At 25.3% G+C, this 21,039-nt stretch carries 24 protein-coding genes; 2 read left to right on the forward strand and 22 right to left on the reverse strand.

All coding sequences use genetic code 11. The features are described 5' to 3' along the window. The first annotated feature begins 19 nt into the window (after nucleotides 1–19). Nucleotides 20–1,003: a DNA cytosine methyltransferase gene (locus tag BHYOB78_RS13435; RefSeq protein WP_275041426.1), complete on the forward strand. Its 984-nt coding sequence runs from the start codon at nucleotides 20–22 to the stop codon at nucleotides 1,001–1,003. Nucleotides 1,004–1,009: 6 nt separating this feature from the next. Here the strand turns inward: BHYOB78_RS13435 and BHYOB78_RS08095 are convergent, their stop codons facing one another. The 3 genes from BHYOB78_RS08095 to BHYOB78_RS08105 all read right to left on the reverse strand — a co-directional run bounded on the left by BHYOB78_RS08095 (nucleotide 1,010) and on the right by BHYOB78_RS08105 (nucleotide 2,577). Beyond that, nucleotides 1,010–1,585, reverse strand: coding sequence for a hypothetical protein (locus BHYOB78_RS08095; protein ID WP_020063791.1), 576 nt, complete (start codon nucleotides 1,583–1,585; stop codon nucleotides 1,010–1,012). A 141-nt stretch (nucleotides 1,586–1,726) separates the two neighbouring features. After that, the gene (locus BHYOB78_RS08100; RefSeq protein ID WP_020063792.1) at nucleotides 1,727–2,206 is read right to left on the reverse strand and encodes a hypothetical protein; all 480 of its coding nucleotides are present in this window, start codon (nucleotides 2,204–2,206) and stop codon (nucleotides 1,727–1,729) included. A gap of 179 nt (nucleotides 2,207–2,385) precedes the next feature. Then, nucleotides 2,386–2,577 (reverse strand): plasmid mobilization protein, encoded by a 192-nt coding sequence (locus BHYOB78_RS08105; RefSeq protein WP_020063793.1) that lies wholly within the window; start codon nucleotides 2,575–2,577, stop codon nucleotides 2,386–2,388. Nucleotides 2,578–2,730: 153 nt separating this feature from the next. Between BHYOB78_RS08105 and BHYOB78_RS08110 the strand changes: the two genes are divergently transcribed. Next, on the forward strand, nucleotides 2,731–3,729 hold the full coding sequence (locus tag BHYOB78_RS08110) for a hypothetical protein (protein WP_020063794.1): 999 nt from the start codon (nucleotides 2,731–2,733) through the stop codon (nucleotides 3,727–3,729). 90 nt (nucleotides 3,730–3,819) lie between these two features. Here the strand turns inward: BHYOB78_RS08110 and BHYOB78_RS08115 are convergent, their stop codons facing one another. From BHYOB78_RS08115 to BHYOB78_RS08205, 19 genes are all read right to left on the reverse strand, one after another. Beyond that, a complete protein-coding gene (locus tag BHYOB78_RS08115) occupies nucleotides 3,820–4,746 on the reverse strand; it encodes a tyrosine-type recombinase/integrase (RefSeq protein WP_020063795.1) in 927 nt (308 codons plus the stop codon). A gap of 76 nt (nucleotides 4,747–4,822) precedes the next feature. Next, on the reverse strand, nucleotides 4,823–4,990 hold the full coding sequence (locus BHYOB78_RS13775; protein WP_020063796.1) for a hypothetical protein: 168 nt from the start codon (nucleotides 4,988–4,990) through the stop codon (nucleotides 4,823–4,825). Further along, a complete protein-coding gene (locus BHYOB78_RS08125; protein WP_020063797.1) occupies nucleotides 4,987–5,217 on the reverse strand; it encodes a hypothetical protein in 231 nt (76 codons plus the stop codon). The genes BHYOB78_RS13775 and BHYOB78_RS08125 overlap by 4 nt, the downstream gene beginning before the upstream one ends. Beyond that, nucleotides 5,210–5,545: a hypothetical protein gene (locus BHYOB78_RS08130; RefSeq protein ID WP_020063798.1), complete on the reverse strand. Its 336-nt coding sequence runs from the start codon at nucleotides 5,543–5,545 to the stop codon at nucleotides 5,210–5,212. Before BHYOB78_RS08130 ends, BHYOB78_RS08125 begins: the two co-directional genes overlap by 8 nt. Beyond that, the gene (locus BHYOB78_RS08135) at nucleotides 5,538–5,738 is read right to left on the reverse strand and encodes a hypothetical protein (RefSeq protein ID WP_020063799.1); all 201 of its coding nucleotides are present in this window, start codon (nucleotides 5,736–5,738) and stop codon (nucleotides 5,538–5,540) included. The genes BHYOB78_RS08130 and BHYOB78_RS08135 overlap by 8 nt, the downstream gene beginning before the upstream one ends. A gap of 45 nt (nucleotides 5,739–5,783) precedes the next feature. After that, the gene (locus BHYOB78_RS13600; RefSeq protein ID WP_020063800.1) at nucleotides 5,784–5,936 is read right to left on the reverse strand and encodes a hypothetical protein; all 153 of its coding nucleotides are present in this window, start codon (nucleotides 5,934–5,936) and stop codon (nucleotides 5,784–5,786) included. Continuing rightward, on the reverse strand, nucleotides 5,926–7,086 hold the full coding sequence (locus BHYOB78_RS13780) for a hypothetical protein (RefSeq protein WP_020063801.1): 1,161 nt from the start codon (nucleotides 7,084–7,086) through the stop codon (nucleotides 5,926–5,928). The genes BHYOB78_RS13600 and BHYOB78_RS13780 overlap by 11 nt, the downstream gene beginning before the upstream one ends. Then, the gene (locus BHYOB78_RS08145; protein ID WP_020063802.1) at nucleotides 7,083–7,313 is read right to left on the reverse strand and encodes a hypothetical protein; all 231 of its coding nucleotides are present in this window, start codon (nucleotides 7,311–7,313) and stop codon (nucleotides 7,083–7,085) included. Before BHYOB78_RS08145 ends, BHYOB78_RS13780 begins: the two co-directional genes overlap by 4 nt. Before the next feature lie 11 nt (nucleotides 7,314–7,324). Continuing rightward, nucleotides 7,325–7,594: an HNH endonuclease gene (locus tag BHYOB78_RS08150; protein ID WP_020063803.1), complete on the reverse strand. Its 270-nt coding sequence runs from the start codon at nucleotides 7,592–7,594 to the stop codon at nucleotides 7,325–7,327. A gap of 72 nt (nucleotides 7,595–7,666) precedes the next feature. Continuing rightward, nucleotides 7,667–7,945, reverse strand: a complete 279-nt coding sequence (locus tag BHYOB78_RS08155; RefSeq protein WP_020063804.1) for a hypothetical protein — start codon at nucleotides 7,943–7,945, stop codon at nucleotides 7,667–7,669. 11 nt (nucleotides 7,946–7,956) lie between these two features. Beyond that, nucleotides 7,957–8,220: a hypothetical protein gene (locus BHYOB78_RS08160; RefSeq protein ID WP_020063805.1), complete on the reverse strand. Its 264-nt coding sequence runs from the start codon at nucleotides 8,218–8,220 to the stop codon at nucleotides 7,957–7,959. 58 nt (nucleotides 8,221–8,278) lie between these two features. Next, a complete protein-coding gene (locus BHYOB78_RS08165) occupies nucleotides 8,279–9,115 on the reverse strand; it encodes a DnaA ATPase domain-containing protein (RefSeq protein ID WP_020063806.1) in 837 nt (278 codons plus the stop codon). Then, on the reverse strand, nucleotides 9,081–10,034 hold the full coding sequence (locus BHYOB78_RS08170) for a hypothetical protein (protein ID WP_020063807.1): 954 nt from the start codon (nucleotides 10,032–10,034) through the stop codon (nucleotides 9,081–9,083). Before BHYOB78_RS08170 ends, BHYOB78_RS08165 begins: the two co-directional genes overlap by 35 nt. Continuing rightward, nucleotides 10,024–10,392 carry a hypothetical protein gene (locus BHYOB78_RS08175; protein ID WP_020063808.1) on the reverse strand — a complete coding sequence of 123 codons (369 nt, stop codon included), beginning with the start codon at nucleotides 10,390–10,392 and terminating at the stop codon, nucleotides 10,024–10,026. Before BHYOB78_RS08175 ends, BHYOB78_RS08170 begins: the two co-directional genes overlap by 11 nt. A 509-nt stretch (nucleotides 10,393–10,901) precedes the next feature. After that, nucleotides 10,902–13,316 carry a BspA family leucine-rich repeat surface protein gene (locus tag BHYOB78_RS08185; RefSeq protein WP_020063810.1) on the reverse strand — a complete coding sequence of 805 codons (2,415 nt, stop codon included), beginning with the start codon at nucleotides 13,314–13,316 and terminating at the stop codon, nucleotides 10,902–10,904. Between the two features lie 359 nt (nucleotides 13,317–13,675). Further along, nucleotides 13,676–16,249: a BspA family leucine-rich repeat surface protein gene (locus BHYOB78_RS08190; RefSeq protein ID WP_020063812.1), complete on the reverse strand. Its 2,574-nt coding sequence runs from the start codon at nucleotides 16,247–16,249 to the stop codon at nucleotides 13,676–13,678. A 241-nt stretch (nucleotides 16,250–16,490) separates the two neighbouring features. Beyond that, nucleotides 16,491–17,846 carry an NAD(P)H-dependent oxidoreductase gene (locus BHYOB78_RS08195; protein ID WP_020063813.1) on the reverse strand — a complete coding sequence of 452 codons (1,356 nt, stop codon included), beginning with the start codon at nucleotides 17,844–17,846 and terminating at the stop codon, nucleotides 16,491–16,493. A 140-nt stretch (nucleotides 17,847–17,986) separates the two neighbouring features. Then, nucleotides 17,987–18,649 carry an L-fuculose-phosphate aldolase gene (locus tag BHYOB78_RS08200; protein WP_020063814.1) on the reverse strand — a complete coding sequence of 221 codons (663 nt, stop codon included), beginning with the start codon at nucleotides 18,647–18,649 and terminating at the stop codon, nucleotides 17,987–17,989. Between the two features lie 323 nt (nucleotides 18,650–18,972). Further along, nucleotides 18,973–20,592 (reverse strand): gamma-glutamyltransferase family protein, encoded by a 1,620-nt coding sequence (locus BHYOB78_RS08205; protein ID WP_020063815.1) that lies wholly within the window; start codon nucleotides 20,590–20,592, stop codon nucleotides 18,973–18,975. Nucleotides 20,593–21,039: the final 447 nt, after the last annotated feature.

Consider the following 21,039-nt stretch of genomic DNA (forward strand, 5'->3'; position numbering starts at 1 on the left):
TATAATTAGTGTTGCGATAATTTATGTTGAAAAAATAATATTAAATCATAAACCATCTTTTTTTATATTAGAAAATGTAGAAAGGTTTGGTAAATCTAAATTAAAAAAAGATTTTACTAACAAAGTAGAAAGTTTATACAATATACAATATATTATAGTATCTCCAGATCAATTGGGTATACCACAACATAGACCTAGAATATTTATAATTGGTCAAAAAATAACTAATTCCATCATAAAAGATATCAATAAATTACAATACAAAAAAGTAAAGAAGAATTTTTATAAAATTAAATATCGTAATGTAAAGTACGTTGAAGAAAGCAAATTATCTATATTAAAGTTATGGCAAAATATTATTAATGAATTACCAAAAGATGAAAATATTTATAGTCCATTATGGAGTACAGAATATATGGCTACATATCCATTTATGGATAAAGCTACCATAAACTATTCAAGTTCAGAACTAAATAATTATAATGGAATATATGGTACTAGTTTGAAAGATTTAACAAAAAATGAACAAATAAATTTACTACCTAAATATGCTAGAACTAATTCTGAAAAATTTCCAAATTGGAAAATAAGATTTATAAAAAATAGTAGAGATTATTGTTTAAAAAATAATAATGTATTCTCTAAATATATAAATAAATTAAGTAAATTAAGTTTAAGTCATCAGAAATTAGAATGGAACATAAAAAATAATGATTCCAGAAATTTGCATGACTATATAATACAATTTAGACCATCAGGTATTAGAGTTAGTAAAAAAGATAGATTTCCATCTTTAGTATCTATTAATTTAACACAGATACCTATAGTCTCTAGTGATGGAAATAATTTTAGATACATAACTACAGAAGAAGCATTAGCATTACAATCTTTCCCAAATAATTTTATTTTACCAGAAGATTATTCGAAAGCATTTAAAGCATTAGGTAATGCTGTTAATGTGGATATAGTCTATCAGATAATGAAATATATAACTAAAAATTAAAATAAATTAATTATCATAATCAGCATTATTTATTTTTATAACTTCATCATTAAATTCTTTCAAACGTCCTATGCCAATAGTAGTTTCTAACTTTATTGGTCTATATTTAAATATAGTATTTCCAAATGTAAATTTGTATCCATTTTGTATTCTAAAACCTGTAAAATCAACATTAGAATCAAATATAACATCTTTAAATTTTGTGCAGTCATTACTTACAGTATATTCATTATCCCTTATATATACATTTTCAAATGATACATTTTTACAACATTTAACATTTTCAAATAAAATTTCACCTCTAAAAATACCAAAGAATACAACATCATCTTCAAATATAACATTTTTTAATACTAGGTTATTTATAAAGAGTCCAATACTAACTTTGTTTTTAAATTTAGTATTAGAAATAAGTATTTTTGAAATAATAGGAGTATTTTCTAAATTCTTTTTATCAAGTTTTTCTTTTATAGTATTTGATAAGGAAAATTCTTTATCAACTATCTCATATTCTGAATCTGGTATTGAATTAGAATATTTATCCCTATATATAATTACATTAGGTATTAATTCTATACACATAAATATCTCCTTTCCTCTTATATAGATATAATATACGATAACCTTTATTATCGAAACTAATAATTTATTAACCTTATTTCATTTGCATTTACATTTATTTATATATTATTAGTATATTAAACAATAAATGGATTTATCAAATTAGTTATTATATGAATATGCTGTATGTAAATTAAAAACAATTTCAGGTATAGAACTATTTGATATTTTTTTTGCTTTTTCCAAAAATTGTACGGACTCATTACGCTTTCCATTTTTTAATAAAATTAAACCTATATTATTTAATAGAAAGTAGTTATTAGATAAGTTATATACTAAATTAAAAAGCTCCATAAAGTTATCTTTATCAATATAAAATAAAATCATACCTAATCTAGCATAACTAGAAGCTTTTATTTCATTATCATCTTGATTCTGTTCTATAATATTTCTGTAGTATTCTTTAACATTATTCCTAATTTCTTCAGTTATAATATCTGTATGATTATATTTACATAGATACTCTGATGGTGGATAATCTTTAATACTATTATTACAGTATAAATGACTAAAAAAATAATCAGCAGCAACATCATAATTTTCATTTTTTAAATTTTCTAAAGCCTTATCATAGTAGTTCATTTTATAAACTCCTTTTATAATAATTAATATATAAATATTATAGTACATAGAATGATGTATTTAATATAAATATAGCTAAACAAACTTAATATTCTTACAATTTTCATAGTATTATTACATTAAATAAATGATATGAAAATTGTAGGAAGAATTATTGATTACTAAATTAAAATACATTTTTAGTTATTATCCATAATATTTGATATTGCTATTTTACGTACATATTGCCCAACACTTAAATTTTCTTTCTGAGCATAAGTATTAATAAGATTATACATTTCTTTGGTAAGCCTAAACATAACCCTTATATCAGCTTTCTCAGTACCTTGTATTTTTCTACCAGCTCCCTTTCTAGCTCCACCTCTTGGCATAAAGATATCCTTTTATTTGATATAATTATAGTATATAGTATTTATTTGAAAAAGTCCACTTTATTCAATAAAATATGTATGTATGAATAAGGTTGACATTATTTATGATATCTATTATTATATAAACGATTGTCAATTTTAGGAATTATGAATATGAATACTAGTTGTTTGGAATTATTTTTATTATATTATAAAGAGGATCAAAATATAAATCAAGATAATTTTTTTCACTATTTTGATATTTTGTATAATAAAGCATTAGAAGAAATAAAAAATAGATTAAATAATTTACCTATAAATAAAAAAGAATATAGTTTGGAACAGATATCAAAAGAAGTATTTAATCTAAATATTGATGGTGCTGAGAGATTGAATATGTATTATAAAGTTCAATTTGAAGCAATGATATATGTATTTAAAGATTATTATAAGATTATATCAAATAATTTTAGAGATTTAGAAAATTTTTATAATAATATAAAATTTCATGGAGCATTACAATATTATCTATATTTGTATGGAAATATTTTATGTATTTTGGGAGAATTTGAAATTAGAAATGGTATAAAACCTATTAGAGAATTTGTTATAAAAAATAGAGTAGATAGTTTTGAAGTTTTTAATAGTTCATTAAATTTAAAAAATGATAATATACCATTATCTCCTCTATTATCATTTAATAGTAGTGTATTTTTGATAAGACAATCAATAGAGTTAAAATTAAAAAACATGTTAGGTATAGATTATATTTTAGATATAGATAATAAGGAGTTAGTAAAAATTCCTGGTGATTCATTATTGGACTTTGTTTTTAATAATAAAAATATAGAAATTCCAGATACAATCCAAAAGGGAATTTTAAAAAAAATTCATGAATGGACACAGTTATTTATACATGGAGGATTTATTATCAATATTTGGCAGATACATATAGCTCATATAATATTAAAAGATTTATTTCAACCCAATTCTTATGAACATGATGATAAAAGGATATTTAGTATATATGGATCTGTAAAGATGAAAAAAAATTATTATGATAATCAATTAGATAAAGAAATTATAGATTATTTGAAGAAAACATATAAATACGTATCAAATAAGAATATAGAAATAATCAAATTAAAAAATCCAGAAGCTATAATATATTAATAAAAAATTAAATTATTTAATGTTTATCATTTTTTAATAAATAGAAATATATATCTTTTTTTGATAACAGTAATTATCGCAACTTAAATATTATTCTGCCTCCAAACTTTTTAAATATATTCCTGTTATAGCTATAGAGCTATGATTTAATGCCTGTCTAATAAGTTCTATATCTTTGGTTTGTTTGTATAGGGTAACAGCGAAATAATGCCTTATATCATGTATAGAGTAGGCGGCTTTTATTTTACCTTGATTATATAAACGCTTTGAACTTCTATAAAATATGTTCCTTATTACTTCAGAGCTTTTATTTTTGAAAGGATTATTAAAAGAAAGATTATTCTGTTTTAATAATTTAATAACTTTGTCAGTAACTTTCCAGCTTATTTCTTTGCCTTTTGAATATGAATAATATTTGTTATTTCTTATTTCTAGTTTAGGTAAAGCACCAACACGCACACCGCATTCCATTATAAAAATGATGGCCACTTTTATAAGAGGATTTGATATATCTTTAATTATTAATTCAATTTCTTTTTTAGTTGGTACTTCCAAACGTTTCTTATTTTTTACAGGCGGACGAGTTTTTGTCCCTCGAAAAGGATTTTTCATAAACGGATACCTTCTTTCTAAAAAAGAAAAGAAAGATGAACAGGAAGAAACTAATGCACGTACACTTAAATTAGAAAGCTCACTAGAATTAACTTCTGTTATAAAATCATCAGCTTCTCTTGCTTTAATAAATAAAATATTTTTGTTATTAATTTTGCAGTATTCCTCTAGTTTATTAAGTCCATTTTTATACTGTCTTTTTGTGTGATTGCTTTTTGTTTTTGAACACTGCTTAAAAAAGTTTTCTTTCTCTGTTTCATAATCTATCTGTTTAATAAGCTGCTCTTCTTTCATATAGTCAAGTATATTTAAGTAGTTAGCTTGTTTGTAAAGAAGTTCTGCTTGCTCTTGGCTTATTATATTATTATTTTGTAATATTAATTCTTTATATTTTTTAGAAGCCATGTTTATACCTTTTTATAAATTAAAGACTTATTTTTAGTCTTCATTTATATAAAAAGAATATAAACTTTTATAACTCCTAATTTAATTTTATTACTATATCACAAAGTAAAGCAACAATATTTGATAAAAAGAAACAAAGTAAATAGAACGCCTTAGCAATGTCATTTTTAGATGTTATACTAATAAAAATACATATAACACTGAATATTCCAAAACATATAGAGCCGATTTGATAAACCATCATTTTATAACCTTATTCAATATATTTTCTACTGCCTGCATATAAAACTCTAAACTATGATTACACTCTAATCTTTCATTATTAATAGTTACAAACAGTTCATTTTTATTTTTTAGTTTTTTATAACTAACATTAATATTTTTATATTTATATTTTAATACTCCTAAAATATCATTCATTCTTCTGAACTCATCATTTACATCATTATAATTAATAATAACTTTAATCATCTGTTTTTATCTCTTTAATGTATTTATTGACAAGTCTGTATCCTAAGCATTGTAAAATCTTTATATAATGTAAAACTTCATTTAAATAATTACTTGAATATAATTTTTTACTGCTTCTACTATATAAAATAAATCTTTTTGTTTTCTTTTCATATATCAAAAAAAAATCTCTGCTTCTACCATTAGCATAAAAGTTTTTTATAGTAAAATAAAAAGATACAGACTGTTTTTTTATATTATCCATCACAACTATATCTTTTTCATAAGTAAAAAATAATCTAGTGAATATTTTTGATATTATTCTTTTTTCTTTATTATTCTTAATCATTTTCCTCTTCAAAATCAATAGTTATTGGAATACCTCTGAGTAATGCTTTACTTAGGCATTTTCTGCATATATTTTTTATAACTTTTCTATATTTAGTTCTGCATTTTTTATCTTTAACTCTTATTGTTATTTTACATGAAATTAAAGCATTATCATATTGTTTTTTATTTAATCCGCATATACAGCAAATCATTTTATACCTCTATTATTTTTGATTCTTGAATATTTTTTATTCCTTTCATTCTTTTTTATATATGTTGTTTTCATTACTATTATTAAGTTCTTCTATAATTAAATGTATTTTTTCCCTGTCTTCTTCAGATTGTTTAAACTCCCATGAATAAGGCTCTTCTAAATCGATAAGTTTAATAAAATGCTTTTTAATAATCAAAAAGCATTTTATTGCCTTCGCTATCCACTTTATCACCGTCTGCATCATAGTCCCATCTGTTTATATTATCAGCATCTACACTTAATGGATCTTCTTCATCCTCTTCATCTATTCTATCATTTGAATCATCTTCACCGAAAGATATTATTCCATTATCTTCTTCTAATGTTTCTTCAAAAGATTTATTTTTTCTTTTATCAATTTCTTTTTGTATATCTTCTCTGTAATGATCAAGCATTGTTACTTTTTTTAATTCTTCCAATTCTTCAATAGTAAGTTCTGATAGCCTTCTTCCTTGTGTTATTTTATTTTCAAGTTCACGGCTACGATTAAACTTTCTGCCGTGTAAAATATGTTTTGCTGTTTCTGTAGTATTATAGAAATCAGATAATTCTTTATCTAATGAAATTATTTTTTCAAGTTCTTCGTCTGTAAGTTCATTATATGCTCTGCCGTTTGTTATAGCTTTTATTTTATTTTCAAGTTCTATTTTTTTTGATGTCTCATTATTTTCTGATTTAGTCATACTTAAATCAAAAATACCTCTTCTGTTTAATTCATTTTTTATATAATCTTTATATCCTTGCTCTAGCTCATCATTATTGTACAACTCAATTAATCTATCATTTGTATATAAATTTAAATATACACCTTTACTAGAGCCATCTAGAGGATTTCTTGAATAGTCTTGGGAATAAGATTTGTTATCTAAACGTTTTTGAATTTCTTCTTCTATGTATTTTTCATCAAGAAGTGTAGTTTCTTTTAATTTCTCCAAATCCTCCATTGTGAATGTTTCAAGCATTTTATTTAAAATAGGTTGTGCTGTTTCAGTATATTTATCCATAGATAACTTTTCTTTCATAACAACAATCTCTTTTTCCATTAATGCTATGTATTCTAATTCATAATAAGTAAGTTCTGATAAATCTCTTCTTTTTTTTATTTTTTCTATACTATCAAGTAAACTATCAATATTTTCCCTATAAATTTTTTCCCTAATAGAGTTAACATCTAAATTATTTATATTACTATTTTTTGATATAAATCTCTGTATAGCATTCATAACAGCATTAGCTTCTTCTTTATTATCGGACGTAAATGTTATCCCAAAACGCCCTTTATTTTCTATAAAGTTTACCTCTCTCATTCTTTATTTCCTCTTTTATTTTCTAATTCTCTTTTTTTAATTATTGCTTTATCTATCATAATTAAAAATACACTTGCTGGTATATTTTCTTTTTTACTTACAAAGTCTATAAACTCAGATAATAAATATATAATATCTTCACCATTTATATTTTTTATATCAATTAATACTTTTCCTTCTGATGCATCTTTTTCCAAATGTATATATTCTTTATTATCTGTTTCCATAACTAACCTCATCAATAATCTTTCTTTTTATTTCCAAAAGCTCCGTCTTCTTTTGCTGTTTTTCTGCTATGACATCTTCTGCATAGAGCCTGCAAGTTGCTTTTATCATAAAACAAAGGATCATCTTCGCTTTCTACTCTTTTTATATGATCCACATGTTCAGCAAAGTTATGGCACTCAGCAAAGTTTTTACAAAGCGGATTTTTATTTAAAAAACTTTCTCTCAATGCTCGCCATTTTTTACTTTGATATCTTTTATATGCTTTTTCATTACTTCGCATTATAAACACTCTTCACTTTTGAACATCTTATTTACAAGTTATCAGCATTGTTAACAGCTTATAAACATAGCATTATTCATTATTAGCTATCTCATCTTCTATATCAGTTAACACTGATTCAAACTCTTCATAGCAGTACGGAGTCTGTCCATCTATACATATTTTAAATGCTCCATCTTCTAAATCTATATAGCAGTTACATAAATCGTTATTAATTTCTAATCTGTTTCTTTTAATCTCCATATCATCTTTTAATACAGGATATTGTTCAGCTATTTTATTTGATACAGCTTCTAAAATAGCTATTTTTGTACAAACATAATGTTCACGCAATTTTTTTAAAAATATCATTTTTTATCTCCTTATTTACAATTTGTAAAATTAAAAAATAAATCTGTTTTTATATTATTGTCTCTATATATGATTTTATAACAAAGTTCTTTATATGCTCCTTCAATCGTATCTAAACAATCTGAAGATAAAATAACCATTTTATTTTTTTTATCATCTTCAATAATTAAATGATAGCTTTTGATTAATAATTGATTATTCTCAAACTTATCTTTATATATGCGGATAGGTTTTTCAATAAGAAATAAACTATTATCAGTTAATATTTTAAGCATATAAACTTCCTCTTTTAATAAAATCTTATATAAATAATCAAAATAATATTTTGACTATTTAAGCAGTTATTAATTCTTTAAACTTCTGCATTTCAAGTTCTATAATATTCAAGTTCTTTAATCTGCTTGTAAGTCTTCCCTTAATTTCCTCAATATTATCTTTCCTTGCTTTTATATTTAAGCTGCTCATTAAACCGCCGTAGCTTTTATTTGATGTTAGTATCACTGTTTTTTCTAATGCTCTTATTTTATCAAATAGGTTATAATAGCCTTCAGCTGCATAATGAAAGCCTACGCTGTCAATGTCATCTATCATAATAATATCTGCGTATTTTACATTGTCTATTTTTGCATCTATGTTAGATTTTAAATCTCTATCCTGTGCATTTTTATTGAATAAGTTTTTATGCATATCTTCAAAACTAGATGCTCTCATATACAATGCCTTGATATCATTAATAGCATATATCTGCCATAACATTTTAAGCATTGTGGTTTTACCTGTTCCGCTTTCTCCTTCAATATACAATGAGTTCATACTACCTAATTCTAAATATTTTTTTATGGTATTTACTAACTTTTGATTATTAAACCTATCTGCAAAAATATCTAATGTCATATCATTATCTAATTTATTAAATACATTATTGTATCTTTTTATTATTGTTTCTAACTCTTCTATTTTTCTTTTTATCCTGCTTTTTTCATCACTCACACAATAACATGCAACAGGAACTATATCTTTAGTACCTTTCACAAATCCATACTCGTCACAATTTGTACATAAAGGATCTTTGCCGTCTCTTGCTGTTTCATATAATTTCTGCAAATGCTTTTTATAATTTAGCAGGCAATAGCTGCTATCCGCAGTTTGCAATTTTAGCATACGCTTCATTTATATTTCCTCCTTTTTCTAATTCATTTAATAAAAACTCTAATTTATCAAGCCCTCGAGGTATTAAATATTTTGTATTTTCTTCTCTTTGAGTTTTATTATCTTTGTTATAATTGTTATCATTATTTTTTGGATTTTCATTTTTTTGGCATAAAGCCATTCTTAATAAGTCTTGAAGTTTTAATGAATATCTTTTATTTAGTGATAATTTTAAGAAATTAAACTTTACTATAGATAAGGCTTCATCAAAATTATCATGCACACGTTTTTTGAATATATCAATTAAAAAGCTAGTATATACTTTATGATATTTATGATTTATTTTAACGCCTATTAATTCTTTATGAAGCTCATTATATTTTTCTAAAAACTCCGCTTGCTTTTTATCCTCTTCTTTTTCTTCTGGAGTTTTTTCTTCTTCGCTTTTTTCTTTTTCATCTTTGATTAATTTCGGAGGCTGTAAAGGTTCTGTGTTTACATCTTCATTAAACAAGCTAGGCTCATCATATTTCTGCTCTACAGGTGTATCCATATTTCGTATTGCTCTGTCTTCTTCGACTATCATTTCTATTGCTTTTTTTAATCCTGAGAAATTATATACTGTTCCCGTTCCTGCAAATCTATCGCCTATGTAAACATTTCTGCTTGAAAAAGTTAAATATCCTTTTGCATACAAGCTCTGCTTTTGTCTGTAATAATGTTTTTCTGCAGGATTTATTTCTTTATCTCTGATTTCTTTATCTTTCTTCCAGCTCAAACTCATTACAGCAATAATAAACTCAAACTCGCTTGCTGTGAGTCCTAGTCTTTTTCTGTAATAAATTAATGTATTCGGTATTGATGTAAAGCCTCTGTCAAGCATGGCATCGCCGTACGTTGCTATTAAATATTCACTTTTTATTTCTCTTTCAGTCTGCATTCTCTTCCGCCTCTGTAAATAATTTTTTTGCTAGTTTATATAAATTATCAAGATGATTTGTATTGTTATTTTTATCAAGCTCTATAGCCATTTCTATAGTTTTTATTTTTCTGTTTTTTGCCAATTTTTTAAGATTAATCTTTTTTATTCTTGCATATTCTGCATATAGAATCTCATATCTTAATCCTATTAATTTATTATTTCCAAAGCTCACTTTATAAATATACTCATAAAGTTTTCTTCTGATGTTGTTATCAGATATCTGCTCTTCATTAAAGTTTGATAAATCTTTTTTATTAAATATTTTTTTTATAATATTTTTAAAAAATGATTTAACTCCTTTTTCCTGAACTATCATTTTGAACTTCTCCCCATAACTATATTTTTAAAAAATATACCTCCTTCTGCAGTAACAAAAATTATTACATCAAATAACGATGCTGAAGATTTTGCAAAGTATAAATTTCTACTGCATTTATTTTTGATATTTTTTAGCAGGAATGCTAATAGATAAAATAGACTCTGTTTTTTATTATAAAAGCTGTAACCAAACTTTTTATTTATGATTTTCGATATTTTGAGAATTTGATTTTGTTTTAAATCTAGTATGCGATTAACACATACTAGATTTTTTATTATGTCGTTTTTTATTTTGAAAGAAAATTGTGAAACTCGTACCGCTTTCAATAATCTTTGAAAAGCAGTTAAAATAATCATTTAAAGGATTGAAATATTTTTTTGTATTTAAATTATTTCTCATAAATATATTATACTGAAAATTACTAAGTTTGTCAAAATTAATTATGTGTATTTATTGTTTATAAAGCAGGCACAAAACATGATGCCTACTTTATAAAACATAAAAAATTAAAATAAATCTGTCAATCTAAAATCCCAAATCATTAATACCAATAAAGTATAAATAAATCTTTTACTTACTTCTTCACCATTTTCATTAGTAAAATAAATATCTATTTTTACTCTGTCATGAAAATCAGTGTTTGAATTAACATTAGCATATATACTAAAAGTATCTCCATTCTTTGATTTTAAAGAATAACTTGAAACAACATCATAGCCTACATACTCAGTATACATTCCATATCTTGCACCGAAAGCTTTGAAAGTACCATAAGCTATTTCTGAATTATCTATTTTTTCTAATTCGCTTTTCAAATTATCTTTATCCAATTTTATAATAGTTAATTGCTGTAAAGGCTGTGCTATTTCATAATCTTCAAGCTGTTTTCTCCATTTATTGATAATTTCATCGTCCATTTCTATAGGACTTGCCAAACTTACAAAACTATTATCATCAATTTTTACTTCTTCATCTTCAAAGTTTGAATAACTTCCGTCACCTGAATATCTGAAAGTAGTTATAAAATTAGAATCTTTGTCATATAGATTCCATATTAAAGATGAAGCAAATCTATTCATAATAGCATTGTCTATAAAAATCTCTTTAAACAAATCATAACTGTATTTCTCACCGCTTGCTAATAAAACAGCCAAAAGAGAAGAAGTATTTTTCATAAAGGAAGGAATTTCTTTTCTTAATTTTGTTATTTCATCTTTTAAATCTTCCGGAAGGTTTTGAGGTGCTTTTTTAAGTTCCTTATTATTTTTTATATCAAAAAGGCTCAAAGAATAATCACTATTCAAAATTAATTTATAATCTTCATTTAATACTTTTTCACCTTTAGAATTAAAGCTGAAATCAGGAGAAAATCTTAATTCAAACTCATTATAGCTAATATTCATTTTTTTAATAACTTCATCAATCAAATTATAAGCTTCATAACGTACTTCAGATTTTTTTGTATTAGAATATATTTCATGTAATATTCTAAGCGCATATTTACTTTCTATATTCAATTTGATTATTAAAAGAGAAAGCTTAGTATCTTTTTCTTTTTTATATATATTTTTTATAGCCTTATCTCCGCCATATATACCATAAATAAAAGCGGCTGTTTCTTTATTAGTTTCATTATAAATATTTTTAATAAACTCTATGAATGATTCTTCATCAAGTAAATTAATTATATTATCAACTTGTGTTAATATTTTAATGTCTCTTTTGAGAACCAAATACTCTAAATATATATATTTTAAAACTTTATTTTCAACTTCTCTAGATTTATCTTTTATTAAAACCTTATAATTATCATTTATAAAGCTAACTTTCTTATCATCTTTTTTATTATAATTATTTTCAACATACTTTTCTGCTTCTTCTATAGTTTTGAAATTATAATCATCAGTAACAGATGAAAGCTCTTTGCTATACTCTGTTTCTAATTTCTTTTTTAATGCCATAACTTTTTTATTTGTGTCTTTTGATATCGAATTATATACTTCTCTAACATTTTCTTTTGTGATAGTTATATAATCTCTTGATACTAAATCATATTCTTCTGATATAAAATCATATTCATCATCATCATATTCTTCATTATTTTCGATAGGTACATAAACTTTGTGAGTACCATAAAATGCCTGCATATATACTCTAAATCTTAAAGGTAATTTTTCATAGAATCTTTCATAGTTAGCACAGAAATCACTAATATCTGATACTTTACTTAAATCCCAATTTGCTAATGAATCATAACAATCATAGCTGTCAGTATACTTAAACATTGAGTACATTTTACTTAATTTTTTTGTATTCCATTTATCTAAAGGCTGATTAAAAGAATCAGCAGAATAAAACATCGCTTCCATAGTTTTTACATTAGATACATTCCAGCTATTTAAAGGCTGATTAAATTGTTTACAGCGGCAAAACATTTCATGCATATTTTCAACTTTTGAAGTATCCCATTTATCAAGCGGTTGATTAAAAGAAAGAGCAGAATGAAACATCGCTTCCATAGTTTTCACATTGGATACATCCCAATCATTAAGAGGCTGATTAAATAAATCACATGCATTAAACATATAACTCATATCTATAACTTTACTAACATTCCAATTATTTATATTTTGATTAAAAGATTTAGCAAGACTAAACATACCTTTCATATTTGTAACATTAGAAGTATCCCATTTGTCTAAAGGCTCATTAAAACTAAAACATTCTCTAAACATCCATGACATATTCTCAACATTAGAAGTATCCCAATCTTCTATGCCTTCAAAATCTTTTCTTTGGCTTTTCTGAAAAAGCTCGCTCATATCTGTAATAAGGCTTGTATCTACATCACTAAGCTTTATACCGTCTGTAAATACTAAATTTTTTAATTCTTCTTTTGTTGCTGGCTTATGTTTTTTCATTAATTCCTCCTAATTTTAATACTGATATACACTGAAAATTTTTAAGTCTGTAAATCATTTTATTGTTCTTTTTCCCGCCGCAAAAAGAACCAAAAAGTGCAAATATAAAATTCATACTGAATCACACTAATTTTGTTTTATATGTAATATAAATTATTAATTTAAGCTATAATACAGCCCTTCGCCGAAAGCGGGCTGTGCCTGCTTCTCGCCGTAGGCGGGCTTCGCCTGTGGCACGCCAAAGGCACTTCCTTCAGTCGCAAAAGAAGTAGGGTACTGCACTCTGTGTACTTCGTAATGGCAAAGCCCTGCAAATATTAAAAATTCATTTTTGACAAAATATAGTTATTTCAGTTTACTTAAAATAAATCTGTCAATCTAAAATCCCAAATCATTAATACTAATAAAGTATAAATAAATCTTTTACTTACTTCCTCACCATTTTCATTATCAAAATTAATATCAATTTTTACTCTGTCATGAAAATCAGTTTTTGAATTAACATCAGCGTCTATAGTGAAAGTGTCTCCATTCTTTGATTCCAATGAATAACTTTTAACAACATCATAACCTATATACTCGCTATACATTTCATATCTTTCACCGAAAGCCTTGAAAGTACCATAAGCTATTTCTAAATTATCTATTTTTTCTAATTCGCTTTTTAAATTATCTTTATCTAATTTTATGACAGTTAATTGATTTATTGGCTGTGCTATCTCATAATCTTCAAGCTGTTTTCTCCATTTATCTATAGTTTCATCATTCATTTCTATAGGGCTTGCTAAACTTACAAAACTATTATCATTAATTTTTACTTCTTCATCTTCACAGTTTGAATAACTTCCATCGCCTGAATATCTGAAAGTTGTTATAAAATTAGAATCTTTATCATATAAATTCCATATCAAAGATGAAGCAAATCTATTCATAATGGCATTATCAATAAAAATCTCTTTGAATAAATCATAACTGTATTTTTCACCGCTTGCTAATAAAACAGCTAAAAGAGAAGCAGTGTTTTTCATAAAATAAGGAATTTCTTTTCTTAATTTTGTTATTTCTTCTTTTAAATCTTCATTAAGATTTTGAGGGGCTTTTTTAAGTTCCTTATTATTTTTTATATCAAAAAGACTCAAAGAATAATCGCTATTCAAAATTAATTTATAATCTTTATTCAATTCTTTTTCACCTTTAGAATTAAATCCTAAATCAGATGAATATCTTAATTGGAATTCATTATAACTAATATCCATTTTTTCCATTACTTCATCAATCAATTTATCAGCTTCATAACTAACTTCAGATTTTTTTGTATTTGAATATATTTCATATAATATTCTAAGTGCATATTTACTTTCTATATTTAATTTAATTATTAATAGTGAAAGTTTAGTGTCTTTTTCTTTTTTATATATATTTTTTACTGCCTCATCTCCTCCGTATATGCCATAAATAAAAGCGGCTGTTTCTTTATTAGTTTCATCATAAACATTTTTAATAAATTTTATAAATGATTCTTTATCAAGTAAATTAACTATATTATCAATCTGCACTAATTTTTTAACATCTCTTTTAAGGAGCAAATATTCCAAATATATATATTTTAAAACTTTATTTTCAACTTCTCTTGATTTATCTTTTATCAAAACTTTATAATCATTTATAAAGCTAACTTTCTTATCATCTTTTTTATTATAATTATTTTCAACATACTTTTCTGCTTCTTCTATAGATTTGAAATTATAATTATCTGTAACAGATGAAAGTTCCTCACTAAACTCGCTTTCTAATCTCTTTTTAAATGACAAAACTTTTTTATTTGTGTCTTTTGAAATAAGATCATATATTTCTTTGACATTATCTTTTGTAACAGTTAAATAATCTTTATAAGAACCATAAAATGCCTGAAGATATGCTTTAATTCTTAAAGGAAGTTCTTCATACCTTTTAAAACATAAATTACTCATTTCTGATACTTTATTTAAATCCCAGTTTGCTAATGAGTCAAAACTATTATAACCTTCAGCAAAGTCAAACATTCCAAACATTGTTTTTAATTTTTTTGTATCCCATTTATCCAAAGGCTGATTAAAAGCTTCAGTACCGCGAAACATACATTCCATAGTTTTTACATTGGAAACATTCCAGCTATTTAAAGGCTGATTAAATTTTAAAGCCTCATTAAACATCTGATTCATATTTTCAACCTTTGAAGTATTCCATTTATCTAAAGGCTGATTGAATTTAAAAGCACTTCTAAACATACCTTCCATAGTTTTTACTTTAGATACGTCCCAATCATTAATAGGCTGATTAAAATTAACGCATATACTAAACATATAACCCATATCTTCAACTTTACTAACATTCCAATTACTTATATCTTGATTAAAAGCTTTAGCATAATTAAACATAGCCCTCATAGTTGTAACTTTTGAAACGTCCCACTTGTCTAAAGGCTGATTGAAACTTTCTGCTACCTGAAACATACCGCTCATATTTGTTACATTAGATACATTCCAGCTATTTAAAGGCTGATTGAATTTTTTACAATTATCAAACATTCTAAATGTATCCTGAACATTAGAAACGTCCCATTTATCTAAAGGCTGATTAAAATCCTGACAATAATAAAACATAAAACTCATATGCTTAACTTTAGATACATTCCAATTATTAAGATTGTGATTAAACTTAGCTTTAGAACGGTTTTCATAACTATCATAACTCATATGGGCAAACATATAGGACATATCCTCAACATTAGAAACGTCCCAATCTTCTATGCCTTCAAAATCTTTTCTGGTGCTGTTATGAAAAAGCTCGCTCATATCTGTTATAAGACTCGTATCTACATCATAGAGTTTTATTCCGTCAGTATATACCAATTGTTCTAATTCTTGTTTTGTTTCAGGCTTGTATTTCTTCATCAATTTCTCCTCATAATAAGTTTACATAATTATAATACAGATTTATAGTATAATATATATTTTATAATTTTTCTATATTTAAAAAGAATTTTACTTATTGTATCCGTAGTTTTACAAAAACAAATAACAATTAAAATTACATATTATAACGGACAATTTTTATTTTATTAATACATCATATTAGTACTATTGATGTAAATGTATAATTATGATAATTATTTTAATTTTTTATAATTCTAGTCTATTTATGTTTGGCATTATCTATTATTTTTTTATAAGGCATTAAAATATATTCATTCATTTTATTTTTCATTTTCTTCTGAACTGAAGGAATGGATATTAAAGCACCTACTAATTTCATCTGAAGCATTTTCATTCTCTGCTTCTGAGGGAAATCATATATATTATGTTTCTTATAATATTTATGATCTTCTTTCATAAGCCCCTGCATTACATATATTAAATCTCTGAATATTTTCATGCCTCCTACCCCATAGAAATTTTTAGGACGAGTGCATTTATTATCTATGGCATATTTCATGATAGAAGATAATTTTTCTAGTTCATTATATATATCTTTATTATAGTCATTAGCGATATGAGTTAAAAAATTTCCTCCTACTTCTGCACGCGATTCTATAAGTGTCTGCAAATTATATTCGCTGTCATAATCACCGCTTATAATATATCCTATAGGCATTCCCTCTGTAACTGTTCTATGTCCATTGCAAAATTGTCTATCTTCATAAAGTTTAAAGCTTGAATGTGTATAGTGATTTTCTATAGTAAATGCATATATAATGGCATCAGCCTTTTGTATCTCATTTCGAAGAAAATCATCGAACCCATCTTTGTAAACGCATTTTCCTGTAATAGCACATCCGAAACAGCCTAAACATCCGCCATGAAAATTATACTCTCTTATATTTATCTCTCTTGTTTTATATGGAAAAATATTTTTAAAATCTTCTATAATATTTATTAAATTCTCATCATCTTTTGAAGTATTGCTTAATATTAAAACATCTTTACTGCCGTCTTTATTTTCAATATTATTATTAAATCTTCTTTTGTATATAATTTTATCTTCGTATTTTAAATTAATGTTTTGTGTATATAGATTATTTTCTATAAAGAATATTAAATAATTAAAAAAGTTTATAGCATCATCCTGCCCTTCTTTTTTCATCAAGTCTTCCATATCAGCAGAAAGTCCTTTTATATATTTAAATCCTAAATCCAAACAATTTTCCTCTAAAAACTTATGAGCAGTTACATCATAAAAATGTTTTGATGTAGAAAACTGCGTTGCAAATTTATCTTTAACTTCTATATTATTTTCTTTTAATAATTCTATAAATCTATGAAGCTGATAAGGAACTAGAAAAGTATATACAGGATAAGAAAAAATTATCACATCTGATTTTTCAAATGCATCTTTTATTTCATTAAAATTCTTTTCATAATATCTTATTTTCTGCCCTACATTCAAAAATTCAAATTTATGTTCTATAAATAATTTCTCTAAAAATAATAATGTCTGTAATGTTATGCTATTATTTCCTTTAGGGCTTCCATTGATAACTAAAATATTCATAAATACAGTACTCCAAAATATAATAACTTAAATATCACTTTATATAATAATATTAAATTAAAATAAATACAAATTATAAAATAAAGGCTGCCTTATATTTTAAGCAGCCATTATAATTATATTTTAACGTATTTAATTTACTATTTATTTTTATGCTCTACATTAAGCCCGTAATTATTAAACTTAGCTAAAACTATATCCATCTCGCTATCAGATAGAACCTTATAATCACCAATACTTCTAACACCAATATACAATCTAGCTAAATTCTCAACTTCCATCATAACATGATAAGCCTTTTCCAAAGTTTCATCAGCAGCAAGAAGTCCATGATTTTTTAATATGCAAGCCTTATAACCTTTCATAACTTTTGAAATATTGTCGCATAATTCCTGAGTACCATAAGTAGCATATTCGGCACAAGGAATTATTTTTCCTCCGGCAACTCCCACCATATAATGTATAGCAGGTATGCAGTCTACATTTAATATAGAAACCATAGATGAATAAACAGCATGATTGTGTATTACAGCATTAAAACTAGGATTATCTTTAAGTATTGATAAATGAAATCTCCATTCACTTGAAGGTTTTTTATTTGGTTCTGGATTTCCATTTCCGTCTACAAAAACAATATCATCTGGAGTCATAATCTCATAAGGCATACTTGTTGGAGTGATAAGCATACCGTCTTTATATCTTAAACTTATATTTCCTGATGTGCCTTGATTAACACCGTCTTTTCTCATATTTAAACAAGCATCTATAATTTGCTGACCTAAATCTTTTCTATTATCAGACATTTTATCTCCTTGAAATATTTATTTTATAAAAGAGTAATCATTTATAATAAAAAATGATATTTATAGATTATAACATATTTATAATATTTTAATATATACTGAAAATTTTTAACTTTGTCAACTGCGAGCTGCAGCACCTTTCCGCACGGCACTGTTTCATCTTATCAAATGTCCACTATACGTGCTGCTGATTACTTATAATTATGCAAAATATATAATATATCATTACTAATAAAAAATACTTATTTACATTAACAATAAATAGTAACAAATTAAAAAAATATAAATATTTAAGTATAATTTTATATAAAAAATTTTTATAATTAAAATGCAGCTGCAGCAGAATCAGTTCTTCCATCGCATCCAGCAAAGTAAACATCTTTATTATTTTTTAATATAACTTGTCCCCTTCCAAAATATCCGAAATTTGTAATATGAGGCTTTTTAGTAACATTATGCCCCAATGATAAAAGTTCTGAAAATAATTCATCATCAAAATTGTATTCTAATTCTATATTCTTTTCCCCTACCCATTGCCATCTAGGTTTATCCAATGCTGCCTGTGGATTTAAATCATGATCTATTAAATTACTCATAACCTGTAAATGTCCCTGAGGCTGCATGAAAGCTCCCATAACACCTAAAGCCGCATAAGGTTTTGAGTCCTTACATATAAATGCTGGTATTATTGTATGATAAGGCTTTTTATGTGGTGCTATAAAATTATCTGAATTTGGATCTAGTGAAAAATTAGCACCCCTATTTTGCAATGCTATGCCTGTTTCAGGAATCACTATACCTGAACCGAATGCACAGTAATTACTTTGTATATAAGAAACCATATTTCCATCGCTATCTGCAGTTGCTAGATACACAGTATCGCCTGATGAGAATATATGATTTATAGGTTCTAATGCTTTATTTATTCTTATCAATGAAGCTCTTTTAATAGCATATTCTTTTGAAAGCATTTCTTCAATAGAAGTTTTCATGTGATAAATATCAGCAACATATTTTTTTGTATCTATGAATGCCAATTTTAATGCCTCTATTTTATAATGAGTGCTTTCTAATGGTGTTAAATCTTTTAAATCAAAATTAGATAAAATATTCAAAGCCATTAATACTGTAATGCCATGTCCATTAGGCGGAATCTCATAAATATCATAACCTCTATAATTAGTAGTTATTGGAGTAACAAATTCAGGATAATATTCATTTAAATCTTCTTTAGATAAATATCCTCCATACTTTTTCATAAATGCATCTATCTTTTCAGCATACTCTCCTCTATAAATACATTCTGCATTTGTGTTTCCTATATCCTCTAAAGTTTTAGCATGATATGGAAGTTTGACTATTTCACCAAGTTCAGGAGTTCTGCCATTAAAAGTAAATGTATCAAACCAATATCTAAACTCTTCTTTTTTTAATTTATCAGATTCTTTTAAATATACATAATAAGATTCTTTCCAATCGAGAGCCACTTGAGGCTGAACAGCATAACCTTCTTTAGCATATCTAATAGCAGGTTCAAGTACATCTATAAGTTTTAATTTACCGAACTTTTTTACAAGTGTTGCCCAAGTTGCTGGTATTCCTCCAACAGTTACAGGCAAAAGTCCGTAAGTAGGCATTTTATCAAGATTAAGAGATAATATTTTATCAACATCTAAATTCTTTGGAGAAAATCCGCTTCCATTGATAGCATACAAATTATTTTCAAAATTTATTATAGCAAAAGCATCGCCTCCCAAACCATTTGAAGTAGGCTCAACAACTGTAAGTGCAGCTGCTGTTGCAATTGCCGCATCAATAGCATTTCCGCCTTTCTTTAATATTTCAAGTCCTGCCTGAGATGCTAGTATATTACTTGTAGAAACTATATTTCTTCCAAAAACTACATTTCTCTTAGATGAGTAAGTATTATCATAAAAATCCATAATAAAATCCAATACTTTATTTTTATTTACTTAGTTAAGTATAATTAAATGATTAGATTTTGTCAAAATATTTTTTAATAATGTTTGATTAAAACTTAAAAAATTATTTTGGTATGAAATATATTATAAATATTAATAATGAATAAGAATTTAATTATTAACTTTTTGTATATACCTAAACAACTATATTTTGTCAAAATAAATTTATATTTTTGTTTTTATATCTGGGGCTTTGCCCTTACGAAGTACACAGAGTGCAGTACCCCTACTTCTTTTGCGACTGAAGGGAGTGCCTTTGGCGTGCCACAAAGAAGCTATATCCTCGATAAACTCGGATACGCTTCTCGAAAGGCTGCATTTTGATTTTAATTTAATAAATTATCTTACATGTAAGACTATTTTAGTATGATTTGGTACTAATTTTGTACTTGCACTTTTTGGTTCTTT

The organism is Brachyspira hyodysenteriae ATCC 27164 (assembly GCF_001676785.2).
GTDB lineage: Bacteria > Spirochaetota > Brachyspiria > Brachyspirales > Brachyspiraceae > Brachyspira > Brachyspira hyodysenteriae.